This window comes from uncultured Olegusella sp., from assembly GCF_947253395.1.
GTDB lineage: Bacteria > Actinomycetota > Coriobacteriia > Coriobacteriales > Atopobiaceae > Olegusella.
Genome location: NZ_CAMXYY010000007.1, coordinates 11,740 through 35,250 on the forward strand (window position 1 = coordinate 11,740; position 23,511 = coordinate 35,250).

Here is a 23,511-nt window from a genome sequence, read left to right on the forward strand (position 1 = left end):
GATCTTATACCGCTTGGTTGCCACTTTGCTTGGCTTCTGCTTCTACAGATGGTTCATCTTTCTACGACAATTACGCTAGATGGTTCACGTTTCGAGCCGCTTTTCGATAGATGGTTCGTTTCTCGGTCTAGAGGAAAATTTGACCTGCGGTTTTGTGGAGCCTGACTCCGAAGAACGAACCATCTGTATGTTGTGTGGCCGAGGGATAGCTTTATTGGGGTCGCATATACAAAGCGAGGGCAAAAAGGGAGCGAAAACTATTCGCTCCCTTGTTTGCTTTTAGTAGCGTTGTCGTTGGCGCTCGATTTGTCGCGGTAAGAAATTTAGCTGAAGTACTCGACACCACCTTCAAAAATAGGCTGGAAGTGATTGCCAGGGACGTTTTGGAAATTGCCCACAGTCCAGCGTTCAGTGTGCCCCATTTTGCCAAAGATGCGGCCGTCAGGGCTGGTAATGCCTTCGATTACCATAACAGAGCCATTGGGATTCACGTTTAGACTCATGCTTGGTGTGCCCTGCTCGTCTACGTACTGAGTTGCAATCTGGCCGGATGCTATCATCTGAGTAAGCAGTTCATCGTTTGCTACAAAACGGCCCTCACCATGGCTAATAGCAATGGTGTGTATATCGCCAACCTCGCAGTGTGAAAGCCAAGGCGAAAGATTAGAAGCAACGCGGGTGTGCACGAGCCTACTTTGGTGACGACCGATGTTATTGAAGGTCAACGTGGGACAGTTCTCGTCCATTGGACGAATATCGCCAAAGGGGACAAGGCCCAGCTTAACCAGAGCCTGGAAGCCATTGCAAATACCGAGCATCAAGCCATCACGTGCCTGCAGCAAGTCGCGTACTGCCTCGGTAACCTCAGGTGCACGGAAAAATGCAGTGATAAATTTTGCAGAACCGTCAGGCTCATCGCCGCCACTAAAGCCACCAGGGATCATGATAATTTGGCTTGCCTTGATTTGGCGTACCAACTCGGCGGTACTTTCGGCAACGGCCTGAGGTGTGAGGTTGTTGATAATAAGCGTACTCACCTCAGCACCTGCACGTTCAAAGGCATAAGCAGAGTCATATTCACAGTTGTTGCCAGGAAAAACAGGGATGATGACGCGGGGTTTAGCAAGCTTAAGCTTGGGAGTTGGGCGACTGATATTCTTGTTGGCAATGTCAAAGCTTACAGTCTCGACCTGCTCACCTGCGCCGCGATAGGGGAATACGGGTTCCATATGGGATTCCCAAGCCTCCTGCAAGCCGGAAAGATCGATCTGCTCATCTTCGCAGCTCAAGAGATAGTCGGCAGAGCTAACGCCTAGACGAATTGCGTTGACGCCCTTAGGTAGTTCGGGCAAGCATGCACCCTCAGCCAGTTCAAGTACAAAGCTGCCATAAGCAAGCTCAAAGAGACTATCCGAGCTGATGGCCTCAGCGAGAGTCAGACCAATTTGATTGCCTACACACATCTTGAAAAGAGCTTCGGCCAAACACCCATAGCCAGGAGTTGCCACGGCGTCCACTTTTTTCTCACCAATGAGTTTTTGAACGTAATCAAGCGTTGTAAGTAGTGACTTTGCTTCAGGCCTCACGCCATCGGATACATAATTTGGCTTGATAAGCCATAACTCGGATCCCGCGCGCTTAAGCTCGGGACTGGTGATGCGGTCAATTGAGCCTACCGCCGTTGCAAACGAGACAAGTGTGGGTGGCACATCAAGATTCTCAAAAGAGCCAGACATAGAATCCTTGCCGCCGATAGCGCCCACTTCAAGTTCGACTTGCGCCTTTAGTGCGCCAAGCAGAGCGGCAAGAGGCTTGCCCCAGCGCTCGGGCACATTGCGTAGTCGTTCAAAATACTCTTGGAAAGTCAGATAGGTATCCTGGCGCTTGAGACCTGCAGCAACAAGACGTGACAGTGACTCAACTACAGAGATATATGCACCAGCAAATTGATTGGCTTCCATCAGGTAAGGATTAAATCCCCAGGCCATGCCACTAACTGTAGTGGTCTCACCATCAACCGGTAGCTTTGCCACCATAGCCATTGGAGGCGTGAGCTGGGTTTTGCCACCAAAAGGCATGAGTACCGTTGCAGCACCGATGGTGGAGTCAAAGCGTTCGGAGAGCCCCTTGTTGGAAGCAATATTTTCGTCGGTAAGCAAAGAGACGAGGCGCTCACTCAAGCTGTCTCCCTGCCAAGATGGGTGATAGTTGCCCTGCTTTTCTACGTGGACATCCTGATGTTTTGGTGCACCATTGGAGCCAAGGAACTCACGGCTTACATCAACGATAGTCTTTCCTTGCCACATCATGCGCAGACGCGGCTCTGCAGTGACTTCAGCTACGACTGTTGCTTCGAGGTTTTCTTCGCGCGCATAGTCCATAAACTTATCAACATCGGTAGGATCCAATGCGACTGCCATGCGCTCTTGGGATTCGCTGATGGCAAGTTCGGTGCCATCAAGACCCTCGTACTTTTTGGGAACGGCATCCAGATTGACTGCCAAACCATCTGCCAGCTCGCCAATAGCAACAGAAACGCCACCTGCGCCAAAGTCATTGCAGCGCTTGATAAGTTTGCAGGCGTCTTCGCGGCGGAAAAGTCGCTGGAGCTTACGTTCGATAGGGGCGTTGCCTTTTTGAACTTCAGCACCGTCTTTTTCTAGAGACTCGGCATTGTGAGCCTTGGAAGAGCCAGTAGCTCCGCCAATACCATCGCGGCCTGTACGACCACCAAGCAAAACAATTTGATCTCCTGGAGCGGGGACTTCGCGACGGACATGGTTTGCGGGAGTTGCTGCTACAACAGCACCGATTTCCATGCGTTTTGCTATATATCCAGGGTGATACAGCTCACTGACCTGACCTGTTGCAAGACCAATCTGGTTGCCATAGGAAGAATATCCTGCAGCTGCCGTAGTCACAAGCTTACGTTGGGGAAGCTTGCCTTCCAGGGTATCTGCAACGGGTACCAGAGGGTTGCCAGCGCCTGTAACGCGCATGGCTTGATACACATAACTACGGCCAGAAAGAGGATCGCGGATTGCGCCGCCGATGCAGGTGGCAGCACCGCCAAAAGGCTCTATTTCGGTTGGGTGGTTATGTGTTTCGTTCTTAAAGAGATAGAGCCAGTCTTCGCTGTGACCATTAACATCAACCTTGCATTTGACCGTGCAAGCATTGATTTCCTCAGATTCGTCCAAACGCGTCAAAATACCTCGGTGCACGAGAGTTTTGGCGCCAATGGTGCCAATATCCATCAAGCACAAAGGCTTTTCCTCGCGACCAAGTTTACGACGTAGTTCTAGGTAGTGCTCGTACTCGGCGCGAACATCCTCATCATCAATGCTTATATTCTCGAGCTTGGTGCCAAAGGTGGTGTGGCGGCAGTGATCCGACCAGTAGGTGTCAATAACGCGCACCTCTGTGATGGTGGGATTGCGCTGCTCACCGCGGAAGTAGTTTTGCAAAAACTCAATATCAGCCTGATCCATTGCCAGACCGTGGCTGGTGCGAAACTCCGCCAGCCCATTGCTATCCAGAGTGTTGAAGCCATCTAAAATCTCAACAGCATCAGGTATTACAATGCGCTGCTTGAGCGTCAGTTTAGGTTCAAGAGAAGCTTCGCGCGCCTCAACTGGATTGATGACATAGTGTTTGATGGCATCCACGTCTGCATCAGTCAGATCACCGGTAAGCACATAGACCTTGGCTGAGCGCACCTCAGGACGTTCACCCTGACTAATGAGTTGTACACACTCGCTTGCACTTGCTGCGCGCATGTCAAATTGACCCGGTAAAAACTCGGTTGCAAAAACGTAGGCATCTTGAGGCAAAGTAGGCAATTCAAATGTGACATTGTCACTTTGCGGCTCGGAAAATACCGTGGGTATGCACTGCTTGAAGAGAGCCTCATCAATATCTTCGATGTCGTAACGATTAAAAAGGCGTAATTTGTCGAGATGCGTGATACCCAGAATTTCTTGAAGCTCGTGAGCGAGTTGACAAGCTTCAACATCAAAACCGGGCTTCTTCTCCACGAAAACGCGCGAGACCATAGGGACCTGCCTTCCAGAATGGGGATGCTTAGGTTGGGTTTCGTGTCAGGTTCTATGATAGCGCGACCGCTAGATTTTGAGGTCTGTTTCGTTGTGACTCATGGCATCAAATCGGTTGATGCGTGAGAGAATCTGCTCGAGGTCAAGCGTGCCCCAGAGAAAGGCGTGGGTGGATTGTGTATAGATAAGCAAACTGCGGTAGCCACTGCCCAAATAACTGCGCATCCAACGCATTCGCCGAATCTCGGCATAGCGGATTTTCTTTGTGTTGCCAAAAAATGAAGTTACGTTGAGCGAGTCTGCAAAGGTTGTTACACGATAGCGACGGATGCCGAGCCACATAATAAAAGCTACCACCAAAAAAGAAGCAAAAAAGGTGTAGACTGACATACTGTCTGTAGTAAAAACACCTACCGAGCAGAGCCAGCCGGCAACAAGGCCCAATACACCGACAAACGTCATCATCAACATAAGCGTAGAGGAAATTGAACGAGGTACGAGATAGGTATCGTGATGAGTGTGATGGCGCTCAGAGATGCCAGAATCGCCAATCCATTCAATCAAAATTGACAGTAGAGGCACCAAGCCGATAACTATGACTAGTGCAAGCGGGCCCATCGCCAATCCTCCAAAGGCGGATGCCATCACCGCGATGGGGTGAGGCATATGCAAGAAAGGACGCAAAATACCTGTTCATCGGCGGCGTGTTGCTTGTCCAATGCATGAGGGAAAAGCAACAAAACTTTTATCGTCAGAAAGTAGGTTATCAATTTAGCGACAAAATTTTTTTTGGCGTACAAGGTGTGCGGTATCAGTTTTGCGGTGCGCGGTGCAGCGGTAGCTATTCTTCTGTTAGCGGTGCAAAATACCACGTATTTTGGTTGAAATACCTGCACGAGCAGTTGATCCGCTGGAGATTCCTCGTAGGGTGCTGCCATGGGCGATAACCATCAAGACTAGTAGAGCGAGCGCTATGAGGAAAAATTCTGCGGACATGTGGGTGGTGGCTACAAGAGCAAGCCAGCAGATGCAAATTGCAACAGCACCCACACAGAGATAGCCCGACAGGATTGCTGCAAGCAGACCAAAGAGGCAGGAGCCAATACCCAGCAGAGGAGAGGCCAAAATGATGGCAGAGCAGGTGGTAGTGACGCCTTTGCCTCCGTGAAAGCGATGCCAGATAGGGTAGTTGTGACCAAGTGTTGCTCCAAGACCCGCCCACATTCCTGCAAGCAGGGCAACGTCAGGATAGAGTGCGCGAGCGATCAGCCAGCCTGCGATAGTTTTTGCAATGTCTCCCGCGAGGACAAGCAAGGCAGCTTTTTTACCGAGCTCATGGCCAATGTTTGCCATGCCGGGGTTGCCTACTCCTACATCAAAAGCACTTTTGTGCGCAAAAGTGTAAGCGACGACGTCTGCGATGAGAAAGCAGCCAAGGACATATCCAATAAGCAGACTAGTAATGCGCATGGTCATGGAAAAACCTCTCGGAGGTTGTTGCTCTGAGAAATGCTTGTAGCTTTAGCATAGTGCTGGCTGTAGCTTTAGCATAGTTTTTTCTAGGGCAGCATTGGGGTCGTGCGCAAGGAGATGTGGATAAAATTTCACGATTGTGCGCGCTGTTTGACAGAAGCAAAGATAATGCGTATCTTTATATATCGCGCTAAGGCGCATCCAGACATTGCGGGGTGGAGCAGTCTGGTAGCTCGCCGGGCTCATAACCCGGAGGTCGTTGGTTCAAATCCGGCCCCCGCGACCAAAAATACAGAGAGACCTGCAGAAATGTTGGTCTCTCTTTTTTTCTTAGAAATCGATGGTACATCAATAGGTACATCACTTTTTTTCAGAAATTGATGTACAAATGATTCTATCAAAAAATGTGGTTGAAATATTGACAACGAAAAAGTGCTGCTTTAACTTAACAGCAAGGACGGGAGTCCGAAAATGTATGGGGCGTCCAGAGCCCCTTAAAAAAGTGCCTGTGGGAGTGTTCACCGTCCCACCCAGCTGTTTCGCCGACCCGAAACGCCGTAGCTGGGCACCCCGGTCGTAAGGCTTGGGCAGGTGTTTGGTGAAACGGTGAGACCGAGGCAGGATTTGTCGACCTCGGCGGTCGGATAAAGTGGAAGCCTTTGGATGGGGCGACTGGACCCACACCCGACATTTTATGCGTGCGCCTACAGGGGTACGCGCTCGATTAGTGGGTGTGTACCATGTTTAAAGCTCGACGACCTGGTCGACGTGCTAGCGTCGTCCACCGGCTCGCTCACGAGCCCCTCCAGGATCGAGGCGACTTTCAAAAGCGCTCTTGGCTCGCGGATCAGCGCGAACACGCTGAAGTCCTACATCGGTTACCTCGAGGACGCCTTCGTGGTCAGCGAGGCCAGCCGCTACGACATCAAGGGCAGGAAGTACATCGGAGCAGTGCGCAAGTACTACTTCGAGGACGTCGGGCTGCGCAACGCCCGTCTGGGCTTCCGCCAGGTCGAGGAGAACCACCTCATGGAGAACATCGTCTACAACGAGCTGCGCGCACGCGGGTTCTTGGTCGACGTGGGCGTGGTGACCAAGCGCGAGAAGGGCGCCGACGGGTGCGAGCACGAGTCACAGCTCGAGGTGGACTTCGTCGCGAACCTCGGCGGCAGGCGCTACTACATCCAATCGGCCTACGCCATCCCCGACGACGAGAAGAGGCGCCAGGAGAAGGCGTCGCTTCTGCGCGTGGGGGACTCGTTCGAGAAGATCGTGCTGGTTAAGGACGTCGTCAACCAGTCCCGAGACCACGACGGCATCGTGACCATGGGGCTCTTCGACTTCCTGCTCGACCGGGACAGCCTGCGCATCTGAGCCGCACGCCCTCCCGTTGACGAAAAGGTGCACAATCGGACAAATCCGTCAATAGCGTCGAAGCCCGATTGGACGCAAGCCCCGAGGAGCTCGCACTCCTGCAGGTTCTCGAGGACTTGACACCCGCGGCGAAAAGGGAAGCCTGCGTTTGCAGAATCAAATGGCCGCCCACCAAACGGGCGGCCATTTCTGCGTGCATGGTCGGTTTACGCATCAGGCGGCTACAACTTCGCCGGAAACAACTGCACGCTGTAGGTACTCTTCTAGCGCGCGGCGGTTAACGCGGATGGTATTGGCCCCCAGCTTCACCGCCGGGATGTCGCCCTGGTGGATGAGCTTGTAGATGGACGCGATGGGCGCGAGGACGTCAGATTCCCAGCAAATCGAGCACGCTCACATCGGGCCCCACGGCCGGGAACAGCGCGGCATCGGGTCTAGGCCGACGGCATCCGCCCTATTGTCCTTATCGACTTAATATGAGAGAATGTTCAGTGTAAACGGACTACAGGGAGATGACGGGCATGCAGGCTATCGTCGATTTGGCGCAAAGCAACGGCGGGCTGGTGACGACGGCGCAGGTCGTGGGCGCCGGCATCCCACGAGCCCGGATCTCGGACATGGTGAAGGCGGGTGAGCTCGAGCGCGTGCGACGCGGAGTCTACTGCCTGGCCGACGCCTGGGAGGACGAGTGCCTGGCGGCGCAGCTCCGCTTCCCCAAGGGCGTCTTCTCCGACGGGACGGCGCTCTACCTCCACGGCTACACCGACCGCACGCCGCTGCGGCTCACCATGTGCTTCCCGCGCTCGTACCGGGCCACCAAGGCGCGGGAGGAGGGCATCGAGGTGCGCACGTGCGCCGACGACGTGCTCGACCTCGGCCTTGCAACAATCAAGACCGGCTACGGCAACGAGGTGCGCGCCTACGACCTGGAGAGGACGCTGTGCGACATCGTGCGCGGGCAGCGCGTCGTGGACGTGCAGGTGGTCAACCCGGCCATGAAGCGGTACGTGCACAGCGGCGGCAGGGACGTCCAGAAGCTGCTGGGTTACGCCCGCGAGCTCGGCGTGGAGAAGAAGGTACGCAACTACCTGGAGGTGCTGCTGTGAGGACGAGGAACGCGATGCAGCTCAAGGCGATCATCCGCAGCTTGGCCAGCATACGCCCGCGCGACTACTACGACCTGCGCACGCTGTGGCTCATAAGAGGCGCTGCAGGCGGAGCAGCTGTGAAACGGCGCCTATTGACAAATCCGTACTTACGAGCAGGTTTTTCTGTTGACAGGTGAGTTGCCGCTTGCTATTTTAATTAAGTAAGCTATAACTAACAAAAGAGGTTGCATGCCGATAAGCGCTTCCGAAACGCGCACAGCCTTGCTGAAATGCGGTAAGGAGGAATTTCTCAAGCGAGGCTTCAAGAAGGCTTCGCTGCGCGCCATCTGCTCGAAGGCGAACGTGACGACCGGTGCGTTCTACACCCACTTCAAGACGAAAGACGAGTTCTTCTGCGCAATCGTCGAGGATGACCTGCACGAATACAACGGGTTGTACGACGGCCTGATTGATCGCGTCATCGGGCGGGTTTCGTCCAGCCAGGGCGAAGAGCGGAAGATCATGGAATTCATCATGGACCACCGCGCGCTGTTCTGCCTGCTGTTCGATTGCTCGGATGGCTCGTCGTACGAGGGGTTCAAGGACGATTTGCTCCGGAAATTCGACATCACCTATCAGCGCTTTTTCGATTCGTATGTAGCTAAGCCCGTCGATCCGGCACTCGTGCGGACGGTCGTGCGCATGAAGTTCGCGCAATATTGCGAGATGATCTACGGCGACTTCGACCGAGATGAGGTGATGCGCATAACCGATTCCCTTGCGGAATTCACACGGGCAGGGTTCGAAGCCCTGCTGGGAACGAAGTTCGAGAGCCCGGGCTATGTGCCCGGGCTTTTTTCATAACGAAAGGTATCAAGTGTTATCTAAAGGCGGCGCAGAGGGCGCCGACGACGAAAGGAGAAAATCGTGGCACGTAAGGAAATCACCCAGCAGACCGGGCAGGACGACAAGAAGCTGCGCACGCGCGACCTTATCTATGCGGGTGCGTTCGGGGCAATCTACCTGGTGGTTATGCTGATCATCGTCTTGGGTACGAGCGCAATTCCGGTGCTGTACCTGATCGCCCCGCTGACGGTGGGTATCGTGTGCGGTACGATTTACGAGATGTGCGTGCTGAAGGTTCACAAGTTCGGGGCCGCGCTCATTTTAGGCGTGCTGTTTGCGCTGGTAGCCTGCGGCACCAACATCATCGGGCTTATCGTGGCGATCCTTGTGGCGGTCGCGGCGGAGCTGGTCATCAAGGCGGGCGACTACAAATCCAAGAAGATGTACCTGGCTTCCTATGTGGTGTTCAACATCAACATGGCCTGCCCCTATCTGATGCTCGTGTTCGCGTATGACGAGTTCATGACGCGCGCAGCCGAATACTACGGCCAGGCGCACGCCGACGGCCTCATGGCCGTGATGCCCTCGGGCGCCATCTGGGGCGCGAGCTTGGGCCTTGCCATTTTGGGCGGCATTATCGGTGCGCTCATCGCGAGCAAGCTCATCGCGAAGCATTTCGAGAAGGCCGGTATCGTTTAAGGCTCCGCTGTTCTGCCGAAATGCAAGCCGTTTCTGATTTTGCCGAATCTGCGATTCTATTGGTTGTGGTGTTCCATGGATTTAGAGCTTTACGGTGACGACTCGAAGGGGGTTGTGAAATTCGACCCCCGCACGAAGATGCTCGTGTTCCTTGCGAGCTGCGTCGTCGGTATCAATTCGTACAATTTCGCGGCGCTAGTCGTGTATGACACGATGCTCTGCCTGGTATTCGGGCTGGCGGGCAAGCCCGTGCGCGCCCTGAAGGCATTCGCCGCGTTTGCCATGGCGGTATTCCTGCGCGTGTGCATCGAGGCGCAGGGCACGGGCGCGGGGTCGATTGTCATGATTTGCGAGATGCTCATCTCGCTGTTCCTGTTCTGCTTCCCGTTTTTCCTGTCCATCATGCTGCTCGTGCAAACGACGCGCATCAGCCAATTCTTGGCAGCATTCCAGGCTATGCGCGTGCCAGCCCGCGCCGTCATCCCCGTGGCGGTGCTGTTCCGCTTCATCCCGACGGTGGCCGACGAATGGACGGGCATCCGCAAGGCAATGGCGTTTCGGGGCATCGAGCTGACGTTCGGCAATGTGATCAGGCATCCGGGTCAGGCGATCGAATACATGCTGGTACCGCTGCTCATGTCCAGCGTCGCGGTGATGGAGGATCTTGCCGCCGCCGCCGAGGCGCGCGGGCTGGATGCCGACCACATTCGCACATCGTACGAGGATGTGAAGATGGGCGTTGCGGATTACGTCGTGGTCGTCGCCTTCGCGGCCGTAGCGCTCTTCGTGCTGGTCACGAGCATCGGGGCGGTGGTCGCATGAACGAGGGCATGATCCGTTTCGTCGATGCGAGCTTCCATTACGGCGGCGAGCATGGCACGGGCGAGGGCGTCGATCACGTGGGTCTGACCATCGCGCCGGGCGAATGCGTCATTTTCTGCGGGCGGTCGGGCTGCGGTAAGACCACGATAACGCGCCTGGTGAACGGCCTGGCGCCCCACTTCTTCGAAGGCCAGATGGAAGGTGAGGTGTGGGTGGGCGACACGTGCGTGACCACCGCCCCGCTCGCCGACGTGGCGGCGCTGGTGGGAAGCGTGTTCCAGAACCCGAAGAGCCAGTTCTTCAACGTCGATACCACGGGCGAGGTCGCGTTTGGCTGCGAGAATCTGGGCCTGCCGCGCGAGCAGATCCGTGCGCGCGTGGATGCGGCGGTGCGCGACTTGCAGCTGGATGCCCTGATGGATCGCAACATTTTCGAGCTGTCGGGTGGCGAGAAGCAGCAGGTGGCGTGCGGTTCGGTATATGCGGCCGACCCTGCGGTGTATGTGATGGACGAACCGTCATCGAACCTCGATCGCGGAGCCATGCGCCGGCTGCACGATGCCATTGCGCGCATGAAGGCCGCCGGTAAGACCGTGGTCGTGTCGGAGCACCGCCTGCATTACCTCATGGATGTGGCCGACCGGTTCGTGTATCTGGACGACGGCATCGTGGCGCGTGAATTCACAGCGGCCGAGCTGCGCGCCTTACCCGACGGCGAGCTGCAGCAGCTGGGCTTACGCTGCACAAGCTTGGCGGATTTGGCTGCCGTGCCTGCGCATGCCATCGGCGCCGCGCAGGTTCCCGCCCTGGATGCGCTCGACCTTTCGTGCGCGAAGGGCGGGGCGCAGATCCTCGACATCGAGCGCTTGGCGCTTCCCGCCCACAGCATTGTGGCGCTCATCGGCGATAACGGCTCGGGAAAGTCGACGCTATCCGAGGTGCTCTGCGGCGTTTTGCCTGCTAATGGCGGCATCGGCTTCAATGGGATGTACCTGGACGGGAAGGCGCGTGCCCGTCGGAGCTTCCTGGTGATGCAGGATGTGAATCGCGAGCTGTTCAGCGACAGCGTTGCCGATGAGGTGCTGCTGAACGCCGGCGTAGGGCGCGAGCAGGCCGATAAGGTTCTTGCGCGCCTGGGCTTGTCCGATGCGGCCGATCGTCACCCCGCCTCTCTTTCGGGCGGGCAGAAGCAGCGCGTCGCCATCGCGAGCGCGCTGTGCTCGGGCAAGGACGTGTTGTTCTACGATGAGCCCACGAGCGGGCTCGACCGCGACGGCATGGAGCGCTTCGCCGACCTGCTGGCGGAAGTGCGCGACGATGTGGACGTGCAGGTGGTCGTCACGCACGACCCCGAGCTTGTCGTGCGCGCATGCACCCACGTGCTGCGCATGGACAACGGGCGCGTCGCCGGCATCTACCCGCTTGATGGGCAGGGCATCGAGCGCGTGCTGTACTACTTCACATCCGAGGCGTGCGAGAATTCGAGCCGCCGGCGCGAGAAGACGACGCCGCTCGGCAAGATCTGGTCCTATGCGGCGGGGCAACGTGGGCGCATCGTGGCATCGGCCGTGCTTATGACGCTGGGAGCCCTGTGCTCGGTCGTGCCTTACCTGGCTGTATTCGGGTTGGTGGATGCCGCGCTTGCCGGCACGCCGCCAACGCTCGAATCCGCCGCACCTGCGCTTGCGGCCGTCCTTGCGTGCCTGGTGCTGCATGCCGTTTTGTACATGACCGGCTTGCAGCAATCGCATCGCGCCGCGTATCGCACGCTGGAGAATCTGCGCTGCTCGTTGCAGGAAAAGCTCGACCGACAGCCCATCGGCACGGTGCGCGACATGGGCTCCGGAGCCCTGAAGAAGCTGTTCAACGACGACATCGAGTCCATCGAGCTGCTGCTGGCGCACATGATTCCCGAGGGGGTGGCCAACATCGCCGTACCCGTGGTCGTGCTGCTGGTCATGGCGGTCGTCGATTGGCGGCTCGCACTGCTCACCGTCATCATGATCGCGTTCGGCATAAGCGCCTCGGGGCAGATGTACACGACGGGTACGGAGCGCATGGGCAGCTACTTCGCTGCATCGAAACGGCTGAACAACACGATCGTCGAATACGTGGATGGCATGGAGGTCGTGCGCGTGTTCAACCGCGGCGACGAAGCGAGCGAGAAGCTGGGCAACGCCGTGCGCGGATACCGGGACTACGCGCTGGCGTGGTATCGGGCGTGCTGGCCGTGGATGGCCGTGTACGGCTCCCTCTTCTTCACGGCGGCGCTCTACACGTTGCCGTTCGGGGCGCTGCTCATTTTGCTTGATCAGCTGAGCCTTTCGTCGTATGTGCTCGTGCTGTGCATGACGTTCGGCATAGGGCCGCTGCTCACGCACGTCATCGGCTTCATCGGCGCGCTTCCGCAGGTGAACTACAAGATTCAGTCGCTCGAGAAGGCGCTTGACCGCCCGCCCGTGCGCGAGGGCGCGAGCGCATACGTGGGCGGCCCGCGTGATGTCTCGTTTGAGGACGTGCATTTCGGCTACGGAAACGACGAGGTGCTTCACGGCGTGTCGTTCACGGCGTGCGAAGGGCGCATGACGGCCATCGTGGGCCCGAGCGGTTCGGGCAAGTCGACGCTGGCCAAGCTGATCGTGCACTACTACGACGTGGAAAGCGGCTCGGTGAGCATCGGGGGCCAGGATATCCGCGACATGACCCTCGAAAGCCTGAACGAGCAGGTCTCGTACGTGTCGCAGGAGCAGTTCCTGTTCAACGACAGCATTCTGGAGAACATACGCATCGGTCGGCCGTCCGCCACCGACGACGAGGTGCGCGAGGCGGCGCGCCGTGCGCAGTGCGATGAGTTCGTGACCAAGCTGCCCGATGGCTACGGCACGCAAGCGGGCCGGGCGGGAGGCATGCTTTCGGGCGGGCAGCGCCAGCGCATCGCCTTCGCGCGCGCCGTGCTGAAGGATGCGCCGATCATCGTGCTTGACGAGGCGACGGCGTACGTGGACCCCGAGAACGCCGAGCGGATGAACGCCGCTGTGGCCGAACTGGTGCGCAACAAGACGGTCATCGTCGTCGCGCACCGCCTGAGCACGATCGTGGATGCCGATAACATCATCGCCATGGCCGATGGTCGCATTCTAGACCAGGGCACGCACGGGCAGCTGCTTGAAGGCTGCGCGACGTATCGCGATCTGTGGTCGGCTTCGGCCCAGGCTGGCTCGTGGACGCTGAAGGCTGAAGGGGGTGTTGCAGCATGTTAGGGCTTGTCCGGCAGATCATGCGGTTCTGCGGTCCGTATGCCAAGCGCATCCGCATCGCCTGGATCTTCGCATTCCTTAAGTCGCTGTGCGCAAACGCGCCCATCGTCGTTGCTGTCGTGCTGGTGAATATGCTGGTGGAAGGCATGCTGGATGCGATGGGATGCATCGTTGCGGCGGTGTTGCTGCTGGCGCTGATCGTGCTGCAATCGGTGTTTCAGAACGCGGTGGACCGCTTGCAGTCGGCGGCGGGCTACGAGATCTTTGCCGAGAAGCGCATGGAGTTCGCCGCGCATCTGCGGCGTTTGCCCATGGGGTATTTCAGCGCGGGCACCATGGGGAAGATCAGTTCGATCCTCTCGAACGATATGACGTTCATCGAGGAGCAGAGCATGCGCATCCTGGCCGATGTGGCATCCGATGTGTTTGCCCAGGCCATCATCGTGGCATTCCTGTTCTTCCTGCACCCGTTCGTTGGCGCGGCGGCGCTTGCCTGCGTGGCCGTTGCCTGCGTGCTAGGGCACTTCATGAATCGCGAGGCGCTGGCCGATTCGGCGCGGCGCCAGCAATCCATCGAGGATTTGTCGGCGGCCGTGCTGGAATATGCGGCTGGCATCGCCGTGAACAAGAGCTTCAACCGTGCTGGTGCGGGTGCGGCCGAGTTGCGTGCGGCGTTTTCGGATATGACCGCATCGAACCTCGCGTTCGAGCACAACCATGCGCCTTGGGAGCGCCGGCTGCTCATCGTGTATGCGCTGGGCATGACTGCGGTGGCTGCGCTTTCCGTGTGGCTGCTGAGCGAGGGCACCCTTGCGCTTGGGTCGTTCATCGGCGTGATGCTGTTCGTGTTTAACCTGTTCGCGCCCCTGAAGCACCTGTATCTGCAGGATACGCAGGTCACGATTATGAAGACGTGCATGGACCGCTTACGGGAGGTCATGGACGAGCCCGAGCTGCCCGACGATGGCGCTTCTGCGCTGCTGCCTTCCGGTGCGGTGTCTGGTGCAGCACCTGCCGCAGCGCCCGCCGCAGCACCTGCCGCAGCGCCCGCCGCGGCACCCGACGCGGCACCCGATGCAGCGCCCGCCGCGGCACCCGACGCAGCACCTGCCGCAGCGCCCGACGTGGAGTTTCGCGACGTTACGTTCGGCTATGGGGGCAAGGCTGTACTTTCGGGCGTGTCGTTTGCGGCCGAGCGCGGGCAGACGGTGGCGCTTGTGGGGCAGAGCGGTTCCGGCAAGACGACCGTGGCGAACCTGCTCGCGCGTTTCTGGGATGTGCAGGATGGTGCGGTGCTTGTGCGCGGCGTCGACGTGCGCGACCTGCCCATGAGCGTGCTCATGGGGCACCTGAGCATGGTCTTCCAGCGTGTGTACCTGTTCGAGGATACCGTGTTCAACAACATCGCCATGGGCAATCCGACCGCAACGCGGGAGCGCGTGGAAGCGGCGGCTCGCAAGGCGCGCTGCCACGACTTCATCAGCGCGCTGCCGTATGGGTACGATACCGTGATAGGCGCAGGGGGCGCCAGCTTATCTGGCGGCGAGGCGCAGCGCATCTCCATTGCGCGGTGCATTCTGAAGGATGCGCCGATTGTCATTCTGGATGAGGCGACGGCCAATTTGGATGCAGACAACGAAAGCGCCATCCAACAGGCGATGACGGAGCTCTGCCGCGAGAAGACGACGATCGTCATTGCGCATCGGCTGAATACGATCGCCAATGCCGACAAGGTAATCGTGTTGGATGCGGGTCGCGTGGCCGAAGCGGGAACGCATGATGAGTTGCTGGCGGCCGGCGGCCTTTATGCGCGCACGGTGGCTGCGGCGGCCGAGGCGGGCGAATGGAGCGAGCGATGATAAGCAAAACGGCAATCAAGATGCTGGGGCTGGCCTTGATGGTCGTCGGCGTGTTCGCGATTCTGTTCGGAACGCACCTGGTTGGCGCGGCATGCGTTGCCATCGGCGTGATTGCCCTTCTCGTGGGGTTGGTGCTGTACGCCGTGGTGCGCACCGATTGAGCACGGTGAGCCGGATAGCCCGTTCGCTGGATGAAAGTGCTCTCCAGCCCGTCGCATTTCGCGTGTAGGGGCACGCCAAGCCTCTTGTTGCGTAAAGCATGTTCAATATTCCGACTTTGTCAATAACGACGCGACCGCGAAAAAGCTGCGCAGCAACCGGGAGGCGAGCGTTGCGGCAGTTGGCCGGCCGTAAACTCGGGCGTGAAAGCGAGCTGGAGCTGCCCGCTTTCGGTAAAGAGCTCTGGAGCGTCCGCGTGGTCAGTCCGTGGCTTGCTGGCGCTATGCGACATGCGGGCAGCAGTCCGAGGGGGGCGTTAGGGTAATCGTCGATTCCGATCGCAAGCGCCTTGCCTCCTCCTTGGTCTCCTCAGCGGGGGCCATGCGGCGTCTCCGGTCCCTGCTGCAACGCATTATCCGGCCGGCACGTACCTCCGTGCCCGGCCGTTGCCCACTGGAGTTACGGCTCCCTCCTCGACGAGCGCGGCGAGCGCGCGCTGCGCGGTCCTCCTGGAATAGCCGGCCTCGACGGCCTCGGACACGGACAGGCTGCCGCGGGATGCAACCAATCTCGCTATTCCGGCAACGACGTCCGTGGAATTTCTGGCACCCGGCGTCGCGTCGCCCAGCGCTCCGGAAGGCCGGTAGATGGGGACCGATGCGGTGAACACAGTCCCCTCGATGAGTTCGGGGTCCTCCCCGGAATAGCGCGGTGAGTACCTGAACAGGTTCCTCGTGCCGCTGCCCAGCTCCTCGGCGAGTCCGATGCTGGAGAAGAAGGACGAGATTATGGGGTTCTTCGGCAGGGGGCTGAAGCCCTCCGGGGTGATGGGTCCCTGGAACATGGCCCTGCTCGCGTTCTCCGTGCGAAGGGCTTTGCCGTCGATGACGATGCGCGCCGGGTAGGGGCTCGTGAACTCGCGATGTATCAGGCAGTTGGCGATCACCTCGCGCACGATAACGTCGCGCAAGCTGACCGACTCGTCCCCGTCGAGCGCGAACCTGTCCGGCATGTGCTTCCGGCAGAAACCCGCCAGCAGGTCGTAGGCGTCGACGAGGTTGCAGCGGACGACGATGCGATCGTCGTAGCGGCTCTCGGGGTCCACCCGCCATATCGCGTCGGTCTTGTACGGTGGGCAGACGGAGCGGATGACCTCGTCCCTGCCAATCAGGAGCACGGCGGCAAGGTTGAAGCCCTCGTCTCCCGTCGAGAAGTCCTTGCCCAGAAGCCCCGCCGACCTCATCAGCTCCTCGTCTCCGAGCCTTGCCCATTCGTGGTCGGCTCGCTTGCGGACGGCCCTTTCGCGGATTCCGTCGAGCATCTCCAGCTTCAGGTCGCCCGGCCCGACGTGCTTGTACACCCTTTGCTCGGTGTAGAGCCCCTGCTTGCGTATGCAAATCTCCGCCAAGCGCGACGCGCTGCGCACCACTATGTCGGAATCCTCCACCCGTTCGTAGATTTCGCCCTTGAACCGGTGCATGTTGGGGCTGGGCGGGACCCAGAGCCTGAGCACCGCCTTCCCCTCGAAGTCGACCTCTTCGAACTCGAAGGAGACCGGGGAATCGAACAGCTTAGGGTTGTTTACCACGTTGACGATGTTGCGCTTGATGGCAAGGGCGGCGTCCGCCTTGATCCCCGAGATGGTCCCATCGTCCTCGACCCCGAGGAAGATAGAGCCGCCGAAGGTATTCGCGAACGAGCAGACGGACTCGAATGTGTCCCTTTCGGGCTGCTGCCCGCATCTCTTGAATTCGACGCTCGCGGTCTCGCCGATCGCGAGCGTTTCCGCCAGAGTCTGGTGGTCCATTTACAATCGGCCTCCTTTCTGCGCCAGTATACATCATATGGCGCGATTTGGCGCATAAATGGCGCGATTTGGCGCATAAATGGTGCGATTTGGCGCGGAACGAGCGTTGGGAGGGTGTCTTGTTCCGTTCGATAGGTGCATCCATATGCCAGGTCGTCTCCCCAGCAAGCGGCGCCGCTTGCTAGATGCCGAGCAGATCGAGCACGCTCACATCGGGCCTCACGGCCGAGACGGCGGCTTCGAGGGATGCCCCGTCCGCCATGCGCTGCGCTATTGCTGCCTTGTCGGCGTCGCTCAGGACGGGCCTCTCCGCTGCCGCGGCCGGCTTTCCAGAGGCTTCGCCCAGGATTCCCCCGATCGTGTTGGCCGCCGCGAGGTCGTTCTGCGCGATGAAGTGCGCGTAGATGTCCATGGTGAGGCTCGCCGACGAGTGGCCCAGGCGCTGCTGCACCGTCTTGATGTCCGCGCCCGACCCGATGAGCAGCGTCGCCTGCGTGTGCCGGAGCTCGTGCAGGTTGTAGCCGACGTAGGCCCCTTTGCGCCAGCGCTTCCGCCCCGTCGAGTCCGTGTAGCGCATCGCGGGCCCGAACTCGCCCAATCCGTGGGCGGCGAAGTACTGGCGGCGCCAGCGGTTGAACGTGTTGGGGTCCATGAACTTGAAGAGCGTGTTGGTGCACACCGGCGTCTCCCCACGCTGGTCGAGGGCGGCGATCTCCATCGCGCGGGCCTGCTTCTCCTTCCACTCGGCGAGGAACATCACGGTCCCGTCGTCGAGGCCGAGCCAGCGGTGCGACTTCTCGCTCTTGGGGTCCCTGATCTTGTGGTCGGCCGCGTACTGCTGGCCCACGTAGATGCGCTTGCGCTCGAAGTCGACGTTGCGCCACACGAGCCCGAGGATCTCGCCTCGGCGCATGCTGGTCGCGAGGGCGATCCAGACCGCCACGGTGCAGCCGGTCTGCTCCTCGGTGCGAAGCGCCACCGCGAGCTCGAGCGCCTGCTCGTCGGAGAGCGCCTTGCGCTCCTTCGCCTTCGGCCTGAGGGCCTTCACGTACCCGCACGGGTTCGCGTCAACCAGCTCGTTGGCGACCGCGTCGTCCATGACGAGCGAGAGCGTGGCGTTGAGCTTGTGGAGGGTGCTCCTCGTGGCCCTCTTCGAGGAGAGGAGCTTGTCGTATGCGTCCGAGATCTTCTTGAGGGTGAGGTTCTCCAGCAGCGTGTCACCGAAGAGCCCCTCGATCTTGCGGACCTGGAGCTCGTCGTCCTTCAGCGTGAGCGGCGAGTACCTTCCCGTGTTGACGCGGCGCTCGTACCATGCGCGCGTGTAGCTGCCGACGGTGAGCTCTTCCGGGTTCTTGACGCCGCATTCGAGCTCGATGCGGTACTCCTCGAGCGCGCGCCGCGCGTCGGCCTTTGTGCCGTAGACCGTCTTCTTGGGGGACCTGATGTAGCGTCCGGTCTTGGGATCGCGGCCGAGGTGGTGCCTGATGCGGTACACCTTGCCCTTGACGACTTCCTCGATCTCACCTGAGCCAATGATCTTCATAGCCTATTCTCCTTTGCATCCATGGTTCGGCCCCGGCTGATGTGGAAGATGCCGGACCGCCTACCATTACCGGGTGAAAGCTGGGATAATGTTGGAAGCAGCGTTCACCGCGACGACCGCCCGGAGTGTTTGTGGAAGCGGCCCCCGGGACGGCTGTTTCCGAGGGCATCGCACAAACACTGCGAGGGGGAATTGAAAGCCCCCGATTTTGGGAACCGGGGGGAATCTGGGGGGAGAGATAGAGAGCACGTCCCGAGCCAGCCGAGGGAACGAAACAGCAGAATCGTGGTTGAGCTGGAATTTCTGTTTGACAGGCGGACGTGGCGAGGCACCCCGATACGAGAAACGCGCGCTCATAACCCGGAGGTCGTTGGTTCAAATCCGGCCCCCGCGACCACAAACACATTCCCGACCTGCAAAAGCAGGCCGGGATTTTTTTGACCGAAATTTTATCGCCAAAAAAATTTGCAGGTAGCCAAAAACGCCGCAAAAATCGCTCTCTGGTTGCGGTGGGTTGTGCCGCTTTCGTCATCGACATCGCACGCAGCATCGGCACGAGCCGTCGCGAGGAGTATGAGGGAGAGGAGGACTAGCATCGTCGCCTACATAGCCGGCTTTCTCTCCGGCTTCGTGGTGCTCGTCTCCTATGCCTGTTGCAGAGCGTCCAGCACAGTGTCACGGGCGGAGGAAACATCGAGCATGAAGAGGTTGATGGCCGTGCCGCCGTGGAGTGCCAGCTTGCCCTTGAGGGCGGGGTGACGTTCCATCTCGCCTAGGAGGTCGAGCAGGCGCTCGACCTTGTCCACGGTCCTCGGCTCGAACTCGTCGGTGCTCATGATGTCCATGAGAGGGCCTCCTCTTCCGGCTCGGGAAGGCAGAGCCTCCAGCGGCTGCTCCAGCCCTTCGTTTCTTTTGCTTTCGGGTCAAGCCTGTACGGCCCTTTGCTGAGCCGACCTTCCAGCTCGTCCAGGATGTCCTCACCGACACCCCAGCTGTCGTGCTTTGCATCGAGGAGCCATCCCACCCGGGAGAGCGTCGAGGAAGACGCATCCTTGAGGGTCTCGAGCAGCGCTTCCAAGTCGAGGTAGGGAAATGCCGAGCAGGACCGCACGACCTCCTCCACGCCACCGGCCCTCCCGGGGTATGTCAGGCAATCATTGAGGGTCTGCTCGCGCGTGGTCACGCTAACCGCGCCGTAGGACTTTGAGCGCATAGTCTGCACTTGTGGGTCACCGTTTAACTCGTATGGGATGTAGCAGATGCCTCCGTACTCGAACGGCGAGCGTACCTTTGTGGACCTGAACGAGCACTCGAAGCCGACGTTGTGCGCGGCGCCGTGGGCGACGAGGGCGGAGTGATACGAGATCACGGCCTTGGGGTCGGCGGTCTTGGCCACGAGGAACGGGTCGGGTGTCTCGCCGGTAAACTTGCCGGTCTTGGACACGTAGACGCCACGGCGCGCACGCTCGACCTCGTCTGTCTTGAGGGCGCGCTGCAGCTGCGTCCGCGCTGTTCCCCAGGTGGCGACCGTGCGAAGGTCGTCTGCGGTGAACACTTGATGCGACTCTATGTAATCCTTGAACTTCATACTGATGAATTATAGTAGAAGTGCATACAAATTGTACTCGCTTCTATGTGTTTATATCAGCAACTCACAGCATCCCGCTCACTTCCTTTCATTGTGGGGGGGGGGGGAATTTTTCGAATCGAAAAGTTTACCCTGAGGCCTGTTTCTGGCTCTCGGAAAGGGGTCTGGAAGTCGCTGAAATCAGGGCTTCCAGGCCCCTTTTCTTTATTCTGGAGATAATCACGTGGGGGAATTCTTTAAGCGTTCAGTTCAACCTGCAGCTCAACCAAATGTATCGCAACTCGATTTTTTATGTAATTTGAATGGTCATATCAGTTCTGTAAACATTATCGGTGCTTTATCAGGCTCACATTCAATAAGGAATAGTACTTTATATACACTAGTTTTGCAGTAGCTGTGCTGTAGGTCGTAAATGTAGGTCGTAAAAGTAGGAGGTCTGATGGAAAAGATTAAGCGCTCTGGCGCTTGGTGCGGTCTTTTGGCTCTTGTGACCGCATTGTGCCTCTTGGTGGGGGGCGCAGGCACGGCGGTGGCCGAGCCGGCTCAAGAGGGCCCCGTTCCAACGAGCATCCACGCATATTGTCCCGGAGGGTTCCTGCCGGGGGCGAATGGCAAGGCACCGATTTACGGTGATGTAAGTGCAACTTGGCCTGACGGCACTGATACCCCCTTGCCTGGGGCTACGGTTAGTCTGTATCCCCATCCCACGTCAAAAGAGGCCAGAGAGTCTGGCACTGCCACCCCTGTCGCTCAAACAACCACCGATAAGAACGGCATCTACCAGTTCAGCATGGATGCCTCTCCGAGTGGGGACACTGAGTTTGACATAATGATTGAGTATAAAGGGATCAAAGCGCTGTTTGGCAATGCTAAAGATTCTGCAAGTGGCACATATATTAAGCGTCGAATAGTCGTTCGCCCAATTCTCACCACTGAGGCCGATCTTGACGAGTCGGGCACTATACAGGGAAAACTGGCTGAGCCCAAGGAGCTCGAGCTCAAGCGCGACCAGGTAGTTGACTGGGACACATACCTGTTGGGACGCGGCACAAACCTCTGGGGTGAGAAGGCGCCCGGATTCGACGTCATGCCGATTGAGCACTGGAAGAACAACACGAAGGCTTATGGCAAGCTATCGAGTGCCTTTGTCACCTACGGGACCAAGATAACTGCCGTCGATGAGAACGGGAATCCGGTCGACCCGAGCCAAATCACCGCAAAGCCTGGTACCTACACAGTCACCTACGAGATCGGCTTCGAGCTTCCCGGATCGTATACTGACCCCATTAGGTCATACTTAACGAGCCATAGTGCTGATGAGTACCCCGGATATCCGGAGCTTCCTGCAGAGGGCAACCGCATGGTGCTGGGCAGCGCCTCCCTCACGGCAAAGGTGCCCTACAAGCTTTCCTACGATGCCAACGGCGGGGAAGGCGCAACCCCCGAGAAGGCATCGTTCATGAAGGGCGCCTCGATCACTCTTGCGAACCAGGGCGACCTCAAAAAGGGCAAGGCGGAGTTTGTTGGCTGGAACACGCAAGCCGATGGGAAGGGAACGTCGTACGCCGCGGGCCAGGAAGTGGTCTTCGACGCCGACACCACGCTGTACGCCCAGTGGAAAGAGGCTGAGGTCGTCATTACCTATGATCCCAATGGCGGTGCATGGGGAAATGACTCTAACAAGAAAGAAGTAGTCGTTACCAAGGGTACTGAGATTGAGATAATTGAGGCGCCAACATTTGAGGGTCATACCTTCTTGTACTGGAAAGGCTCTGAATTCCAGCCGGGAGACAAGTACACGGCAAACGCTGATCATACGTTTACTGCAGTATGGAAAGAAAATAAGCCAGGTTCGAATGGGACTCCAGGCACTTCCCATTCTCCCAAGCCTGCGCATAAGTCCTCTTCACGCGTTCAGAAGAAACGGGTCTCCAAGTTGCCTGCTACCGGAGATAACGCTTCCTATTTGGCAATTGCGTTGGAACTGTTCACTGGCGCCAGCCTTGCGACTGCGGGTGCGCTCATGCTGCGCCGCAGGAAGCAGCTGTAGGTTAGCAGCGATTCGTTTCTGTAACGCCCTCTAAGCGGCGGCGGCCAATTCAAGGCCGCCGCTGTTTTTTTCTTGCAGGGCATGGTCTGCAGCAGGTCTATCGCCCGCACGCACGGGGCGAAGGGGAAACTTCTAAAGTTGCATCCAGCGCAAAAGGTCTATCGCCCGCACGCACGGGGCGAAAGGAAGGGGCATTGATTTACAAGTCGGCGCCCCCCTTAGGGCTACGCCGTCTGCCTGGCGAGCGCGCCGCCTTGGCGCTATCCGGCCATCAGAGTCAATCGCAGCCCATCGGGATCCGTGGTTTCCCGAATGGTTCGGCGTCGGCTAAGTGGAAGATGTTGAATCGCCTCACATTTCTGGGTGAAAGCTGGGATAATGCTGGAAGCAGCTCCCATCGCGGCGAACGTTCGGAGTGTTTGTGGAAGTGGTCTCTGGAATGGTCATTTCGGAGAGTGTCACACAAACACGGCGAAGGGGGAGATCGAAAAGCTCGATTTTAGGAATCGGGGGATAGAGAACACGTCCCGAACCAGCTGAGAGAATGAAACAGCAAAATCGGGGGTTTAACTGGAATTTCGATTTGACAGACGAGCGTAGCGAAGCATCCCGATAAGAGAAACACGAGCTCACAACCCGGAGGCTGTTGGTTCAAATCCGGCCCCGCGACCAAAAATACATTCCCGACCTGCGAAAACAGGCCAGGTATTTTTATAGCTCCGAATAGCCCCGAAGTTTCAGTAGATGGTTCATCCTTCGGTCCGCATGAGCACAGATGGTTCAAGATTCGAGCTGTTTTTCAATAGATGGTTCGTTTGTCGGACTAGAGGAAAATTTGACCTGCGCTTTTATGCTCACCCACCTCGAAGCTTGAACCATCTTTTGTTTGAG

18 protein-coding genes and 1 tRNA gene are annotated in these 23,511 nt (G+C 58.3%); 11 read left to right on the forward strand and 8 right to left on the reverse strand.

Features of this window, described 5'->3' with window-relative positions; translation table 11 throughout:
- Nucleotides 1-323 precede the first annotated feature (323 nt).
- The 3 genes from Q0X25_RS01560 to Q0X25_RS01570 form a co-directional block, all read right to left on the reverse strand.
- Nucleotides 324-4,055 carry a phosphoribosylformylglycinamidine synthase gene (locus Q0X25_RS01560; RefSeq protein WP_298578623.1) on the reverse strand — a complete coding sequence of 1,244 codons (3,732 nt, stop codon included), beginning with the start codon at nt 4,053-4,055 and terminating at the stop codon, nt 324-326.
- Nucleotides 4,056-4,124: 69 nt separating this feature from the next.
- Nucleotides 4,125-4,673: a hypothetical protein gene (locus tag Q0X25_RS01565; RefSeq protein WP_298578625.1), complete on the reverse strand. Its 549-nt coding sequence runs from the start codon at nt 4,671-4,673 to the stop codon at nt 4,125-4,127.
- A 234-nt stretch (nt 4,674-4,907) separates the two neighbouring features.
- Nucleotides 4,908-5,531 (reverse strand): glycerol-3-phosphate acyltransferase, encoded by a 624-nt coding sequence (locus Q0X25_RS01570; protein ID WP_298578626.1) that lies wholly within the window; start codon nt 5,529-5,531, stop codon nt 4,908-4,910.
- 206 nt (nt 5,532-5,737) lie between these two features.
- On the opposite strand from Q0X25_RS01570, the gene Q0X25_RS01575 reads away from it, so the two are divergent.
- Together Q0X25_RS01575 and Q0X25_RS01580 are read left to right on the forward strand one after the other, a co-directional pair.
- Nucleotides 5,738-5,814, forward strand: a tRNA-Met gene (locus Q0X25_RS01575).
- A gap of 377 nt (nt 5,815-6,191) precedes the next feature.
- Nucleotides 6,192-6,902, forward strand: coding sequence for an ATP-binding protein (locus Q0X25_RS01580; protein WP_298578627.1), 711 nt, complete (start codon nt 6,192-6,194; stop codon nt 6,900-6,902).
- A 213-nt stretch (nt 6,903-7,115) separates the two neighbouring features.
- On the opposite strand, the gene Q0X25_RS08490 is transcribed toward Q0X25_RS01580, so the two are convergent.
- On the reverse strand, nt 7,116-7,286 hold the full coding sequence (locus tag Q0X25_RS08490) for a helix-turn-helix domain-containing protein (RefSeq protein ID WP_367270370.1): 171 nt from the start codon (nt 7,284-7,286) through the stop codon (nt 7,116-7,118).
- 137 nt (nt 7,287-7,423) lie between these two features.
- Between Q0X25_RS08490 and Q0X25_RS01585 the strand changes: the two genes are divergently transcribed.
- The 7 genes from Q0X25_RS01585 to Q0X25_RS01615 all read left to right on the forward strand — a co-directional run bounded on the left by Q0X25_RS01585 (nt 7,424) and on the right by Q0X25_RS01615 (nt 15,634).
- The gene (locus tag Q0X25_RS01585; protein WP_298578628.1) at nt 7,424-8,008 is read left to right on the forward strand and encodes a type IV toxin-antitoxin system AbiEi family antitoxin domain-containing protein; all 585 of its coding nucleotides are present in this window, start codon (nt 7,424-7,426) and stop codon (nt 8,006-8,008) included.
- 231 nt (nt 8,009-8,239) lie between these two features.
- A complete protein-coding gene (locus tag Q0X25_RS01590) occupies nt 8,240-8,854 on the forward strand; it encodes a TetR/AcrR family transcriptional regulator (protein WP_298578629.1) in 615 nt (204 codons plus the stop codon).
- A 63-nt stretch (nt 8,855-8,917) separates the two neighbouring features.
- A complete protein-coding gene (locus Q0X25_RS01595) occupies nt 8,918-9,535 on the forward strand; it encodes an MptD family putative ECF transporter S component (protein ID WP_021735719.1) in 618 nt (205 codons plus the stop codon).
- A 75-nt stretch (nt 9,536-9,610) separates the two neighbouring features.
- The gene (locus Q0X25_RS01600; protein WP_035098550.1) at nt 9,611-10,357 is read left to right on the forward strand and encodes an energy-coupling factor transporter transmembrane protein EcfT; all 747 of its coding nucleotides are present in this window, start codon (nt 9,611-9,613) and stop codon (nt 10,355-10,357) included.
- Nucleotides 10,354-13,617, forward strand: a complete 3,264-nt coding sequence (locus Q0X25_RS01605) for an energy-coupling factor transporter ATPase (protein ID WP_298578631.1) — start codon at nt 10,354-10,356, stop codon at nt 13,615-13,617. Before Q0X25_RS01600 ends, Q0X25_RS01605 begins: the two co-directional genes overlap by 4 nt.
- On the forward strand, nt 13,611-15,473 hold the full coding sequence (locus Q0X25_RS01610) for an ABC transporter ATP-binding protein (protein ID WP_298578632.1): 1,863 nt from the start codon (nt 13,611-13,613) through the stop codon (nt 15,471-15,473). Before Q0X25_RS01605 ends, Q0X25_RS01610 begins: the two co-directional genes overlap by 7 nt.
- Nucleotides 15,470-15,634, forward strand: a complete 165-nt coding sequence (locus Q0X25_RS01615; RefSeq protein ID WP_155887096.1) for a hypothetical protein — start codon at nt 15,470-15,472, stop codon at nt 15,632-15,634. Before Q0X25_RS01610 ends, Q0X25_RS01615 begins: the two co-directional genes overlap by 4 nt.
- A gap of 410 nt (nt 15,635-16,044) precedes the next feature.
- On the opposite strand, the gene Q0X25_RS01620 is transcribed toward Q0X25_RS01615, so the two are convergent.
- A complete protein-coding gene (locus tag Q0X25_RS01620) occupies nt 16,045-17,439 on the reverse strand; it encodes a helix-turn-helix domain-containing protein (RefSeq protein ID WP_298578635.1) in 1,395 nt (464 codons plus the stop codon).
- 181 nt (nt 17,440-17,620) lie between these two features.
- Nucleotides 17,621-18,982 carry a site-specific integrase gene (locus Q0X25_RS01625; protein WP_298578637.1) on the reverse strand — a complete coding sequence of 454 codons (1,362 nt, stop codon included), beginning with the start codon at nt 18,980-18,982 and terminating at the stop codon, nt 17,621-17,623.
- 437 nt (nt 18,983-19,419) lie between these two features.
- Between Q0X25_RS01625 and Q0X25_RS01630 the strand changes: the two genes are divergently transcribed.
- Entirely contained in the window at nt 19,420-19,575 is a 156-nt protein-coding gene (locus Q0X25_RS01630; RefSeq protein WP_298578638.1) for a hypothetical protein, read from the forward strand.
- 51 nt (nt 19,576-19,626) lie between these two features.
- On the opposite strand, the gene Q0X25_RS01635 is transcribed toward Q0X25_RS01630, so the two are convergent.
- Together Q0X25_RS01635 and Q0X25_RS01640 are read right to left on the reverse strand one after the other, a co-directional pair.
- Nucleotides 19,627-19,827, reverse strand: a complete 201-nt coding sequence (locus tag Q0X25_RS01635) for a hypothetical protein (RefSeq protein ID WP_298578639.1) — start codon at nt 19,825-19,827, stop codon at nt 19,627-19,629.
- On the reverse strand, nt 19,815-20,570 hold the full coding sequence (locus Q0X25_RS01640; RefSeq protein ID WP_298578640.1) for a hypothetical protein: 756 nt from the start codon (nt 20,568-20,570) through the stop codon (nt 19,815-19,817). The genes Q0X25_RS01635 and Q0X25_RS01640 overlap by 13 nt, the downstream gene beginning before the upstream one ends.
- A gap of 439 nt (nt 20,571-21,009) precedes the next feature.
- On the opposite strand from Q0X25_RS01640, the gene Q0X25_RS01645 reads away from it, so the two are divergent.
- Nucleotides 21,010-22,620, forward strand: a complete 1,611-nt coding sequence (locus Q0X25_RS01645) for an InlB B-repeat-containing protein (protein WP_298578641.1) — start codon at nt 21,010-21,012, stop codon at nt 22,618-22,620.
- The last annotated feature ends 891 nt before the right edge of the window (nt 22,621-23,511 follow it).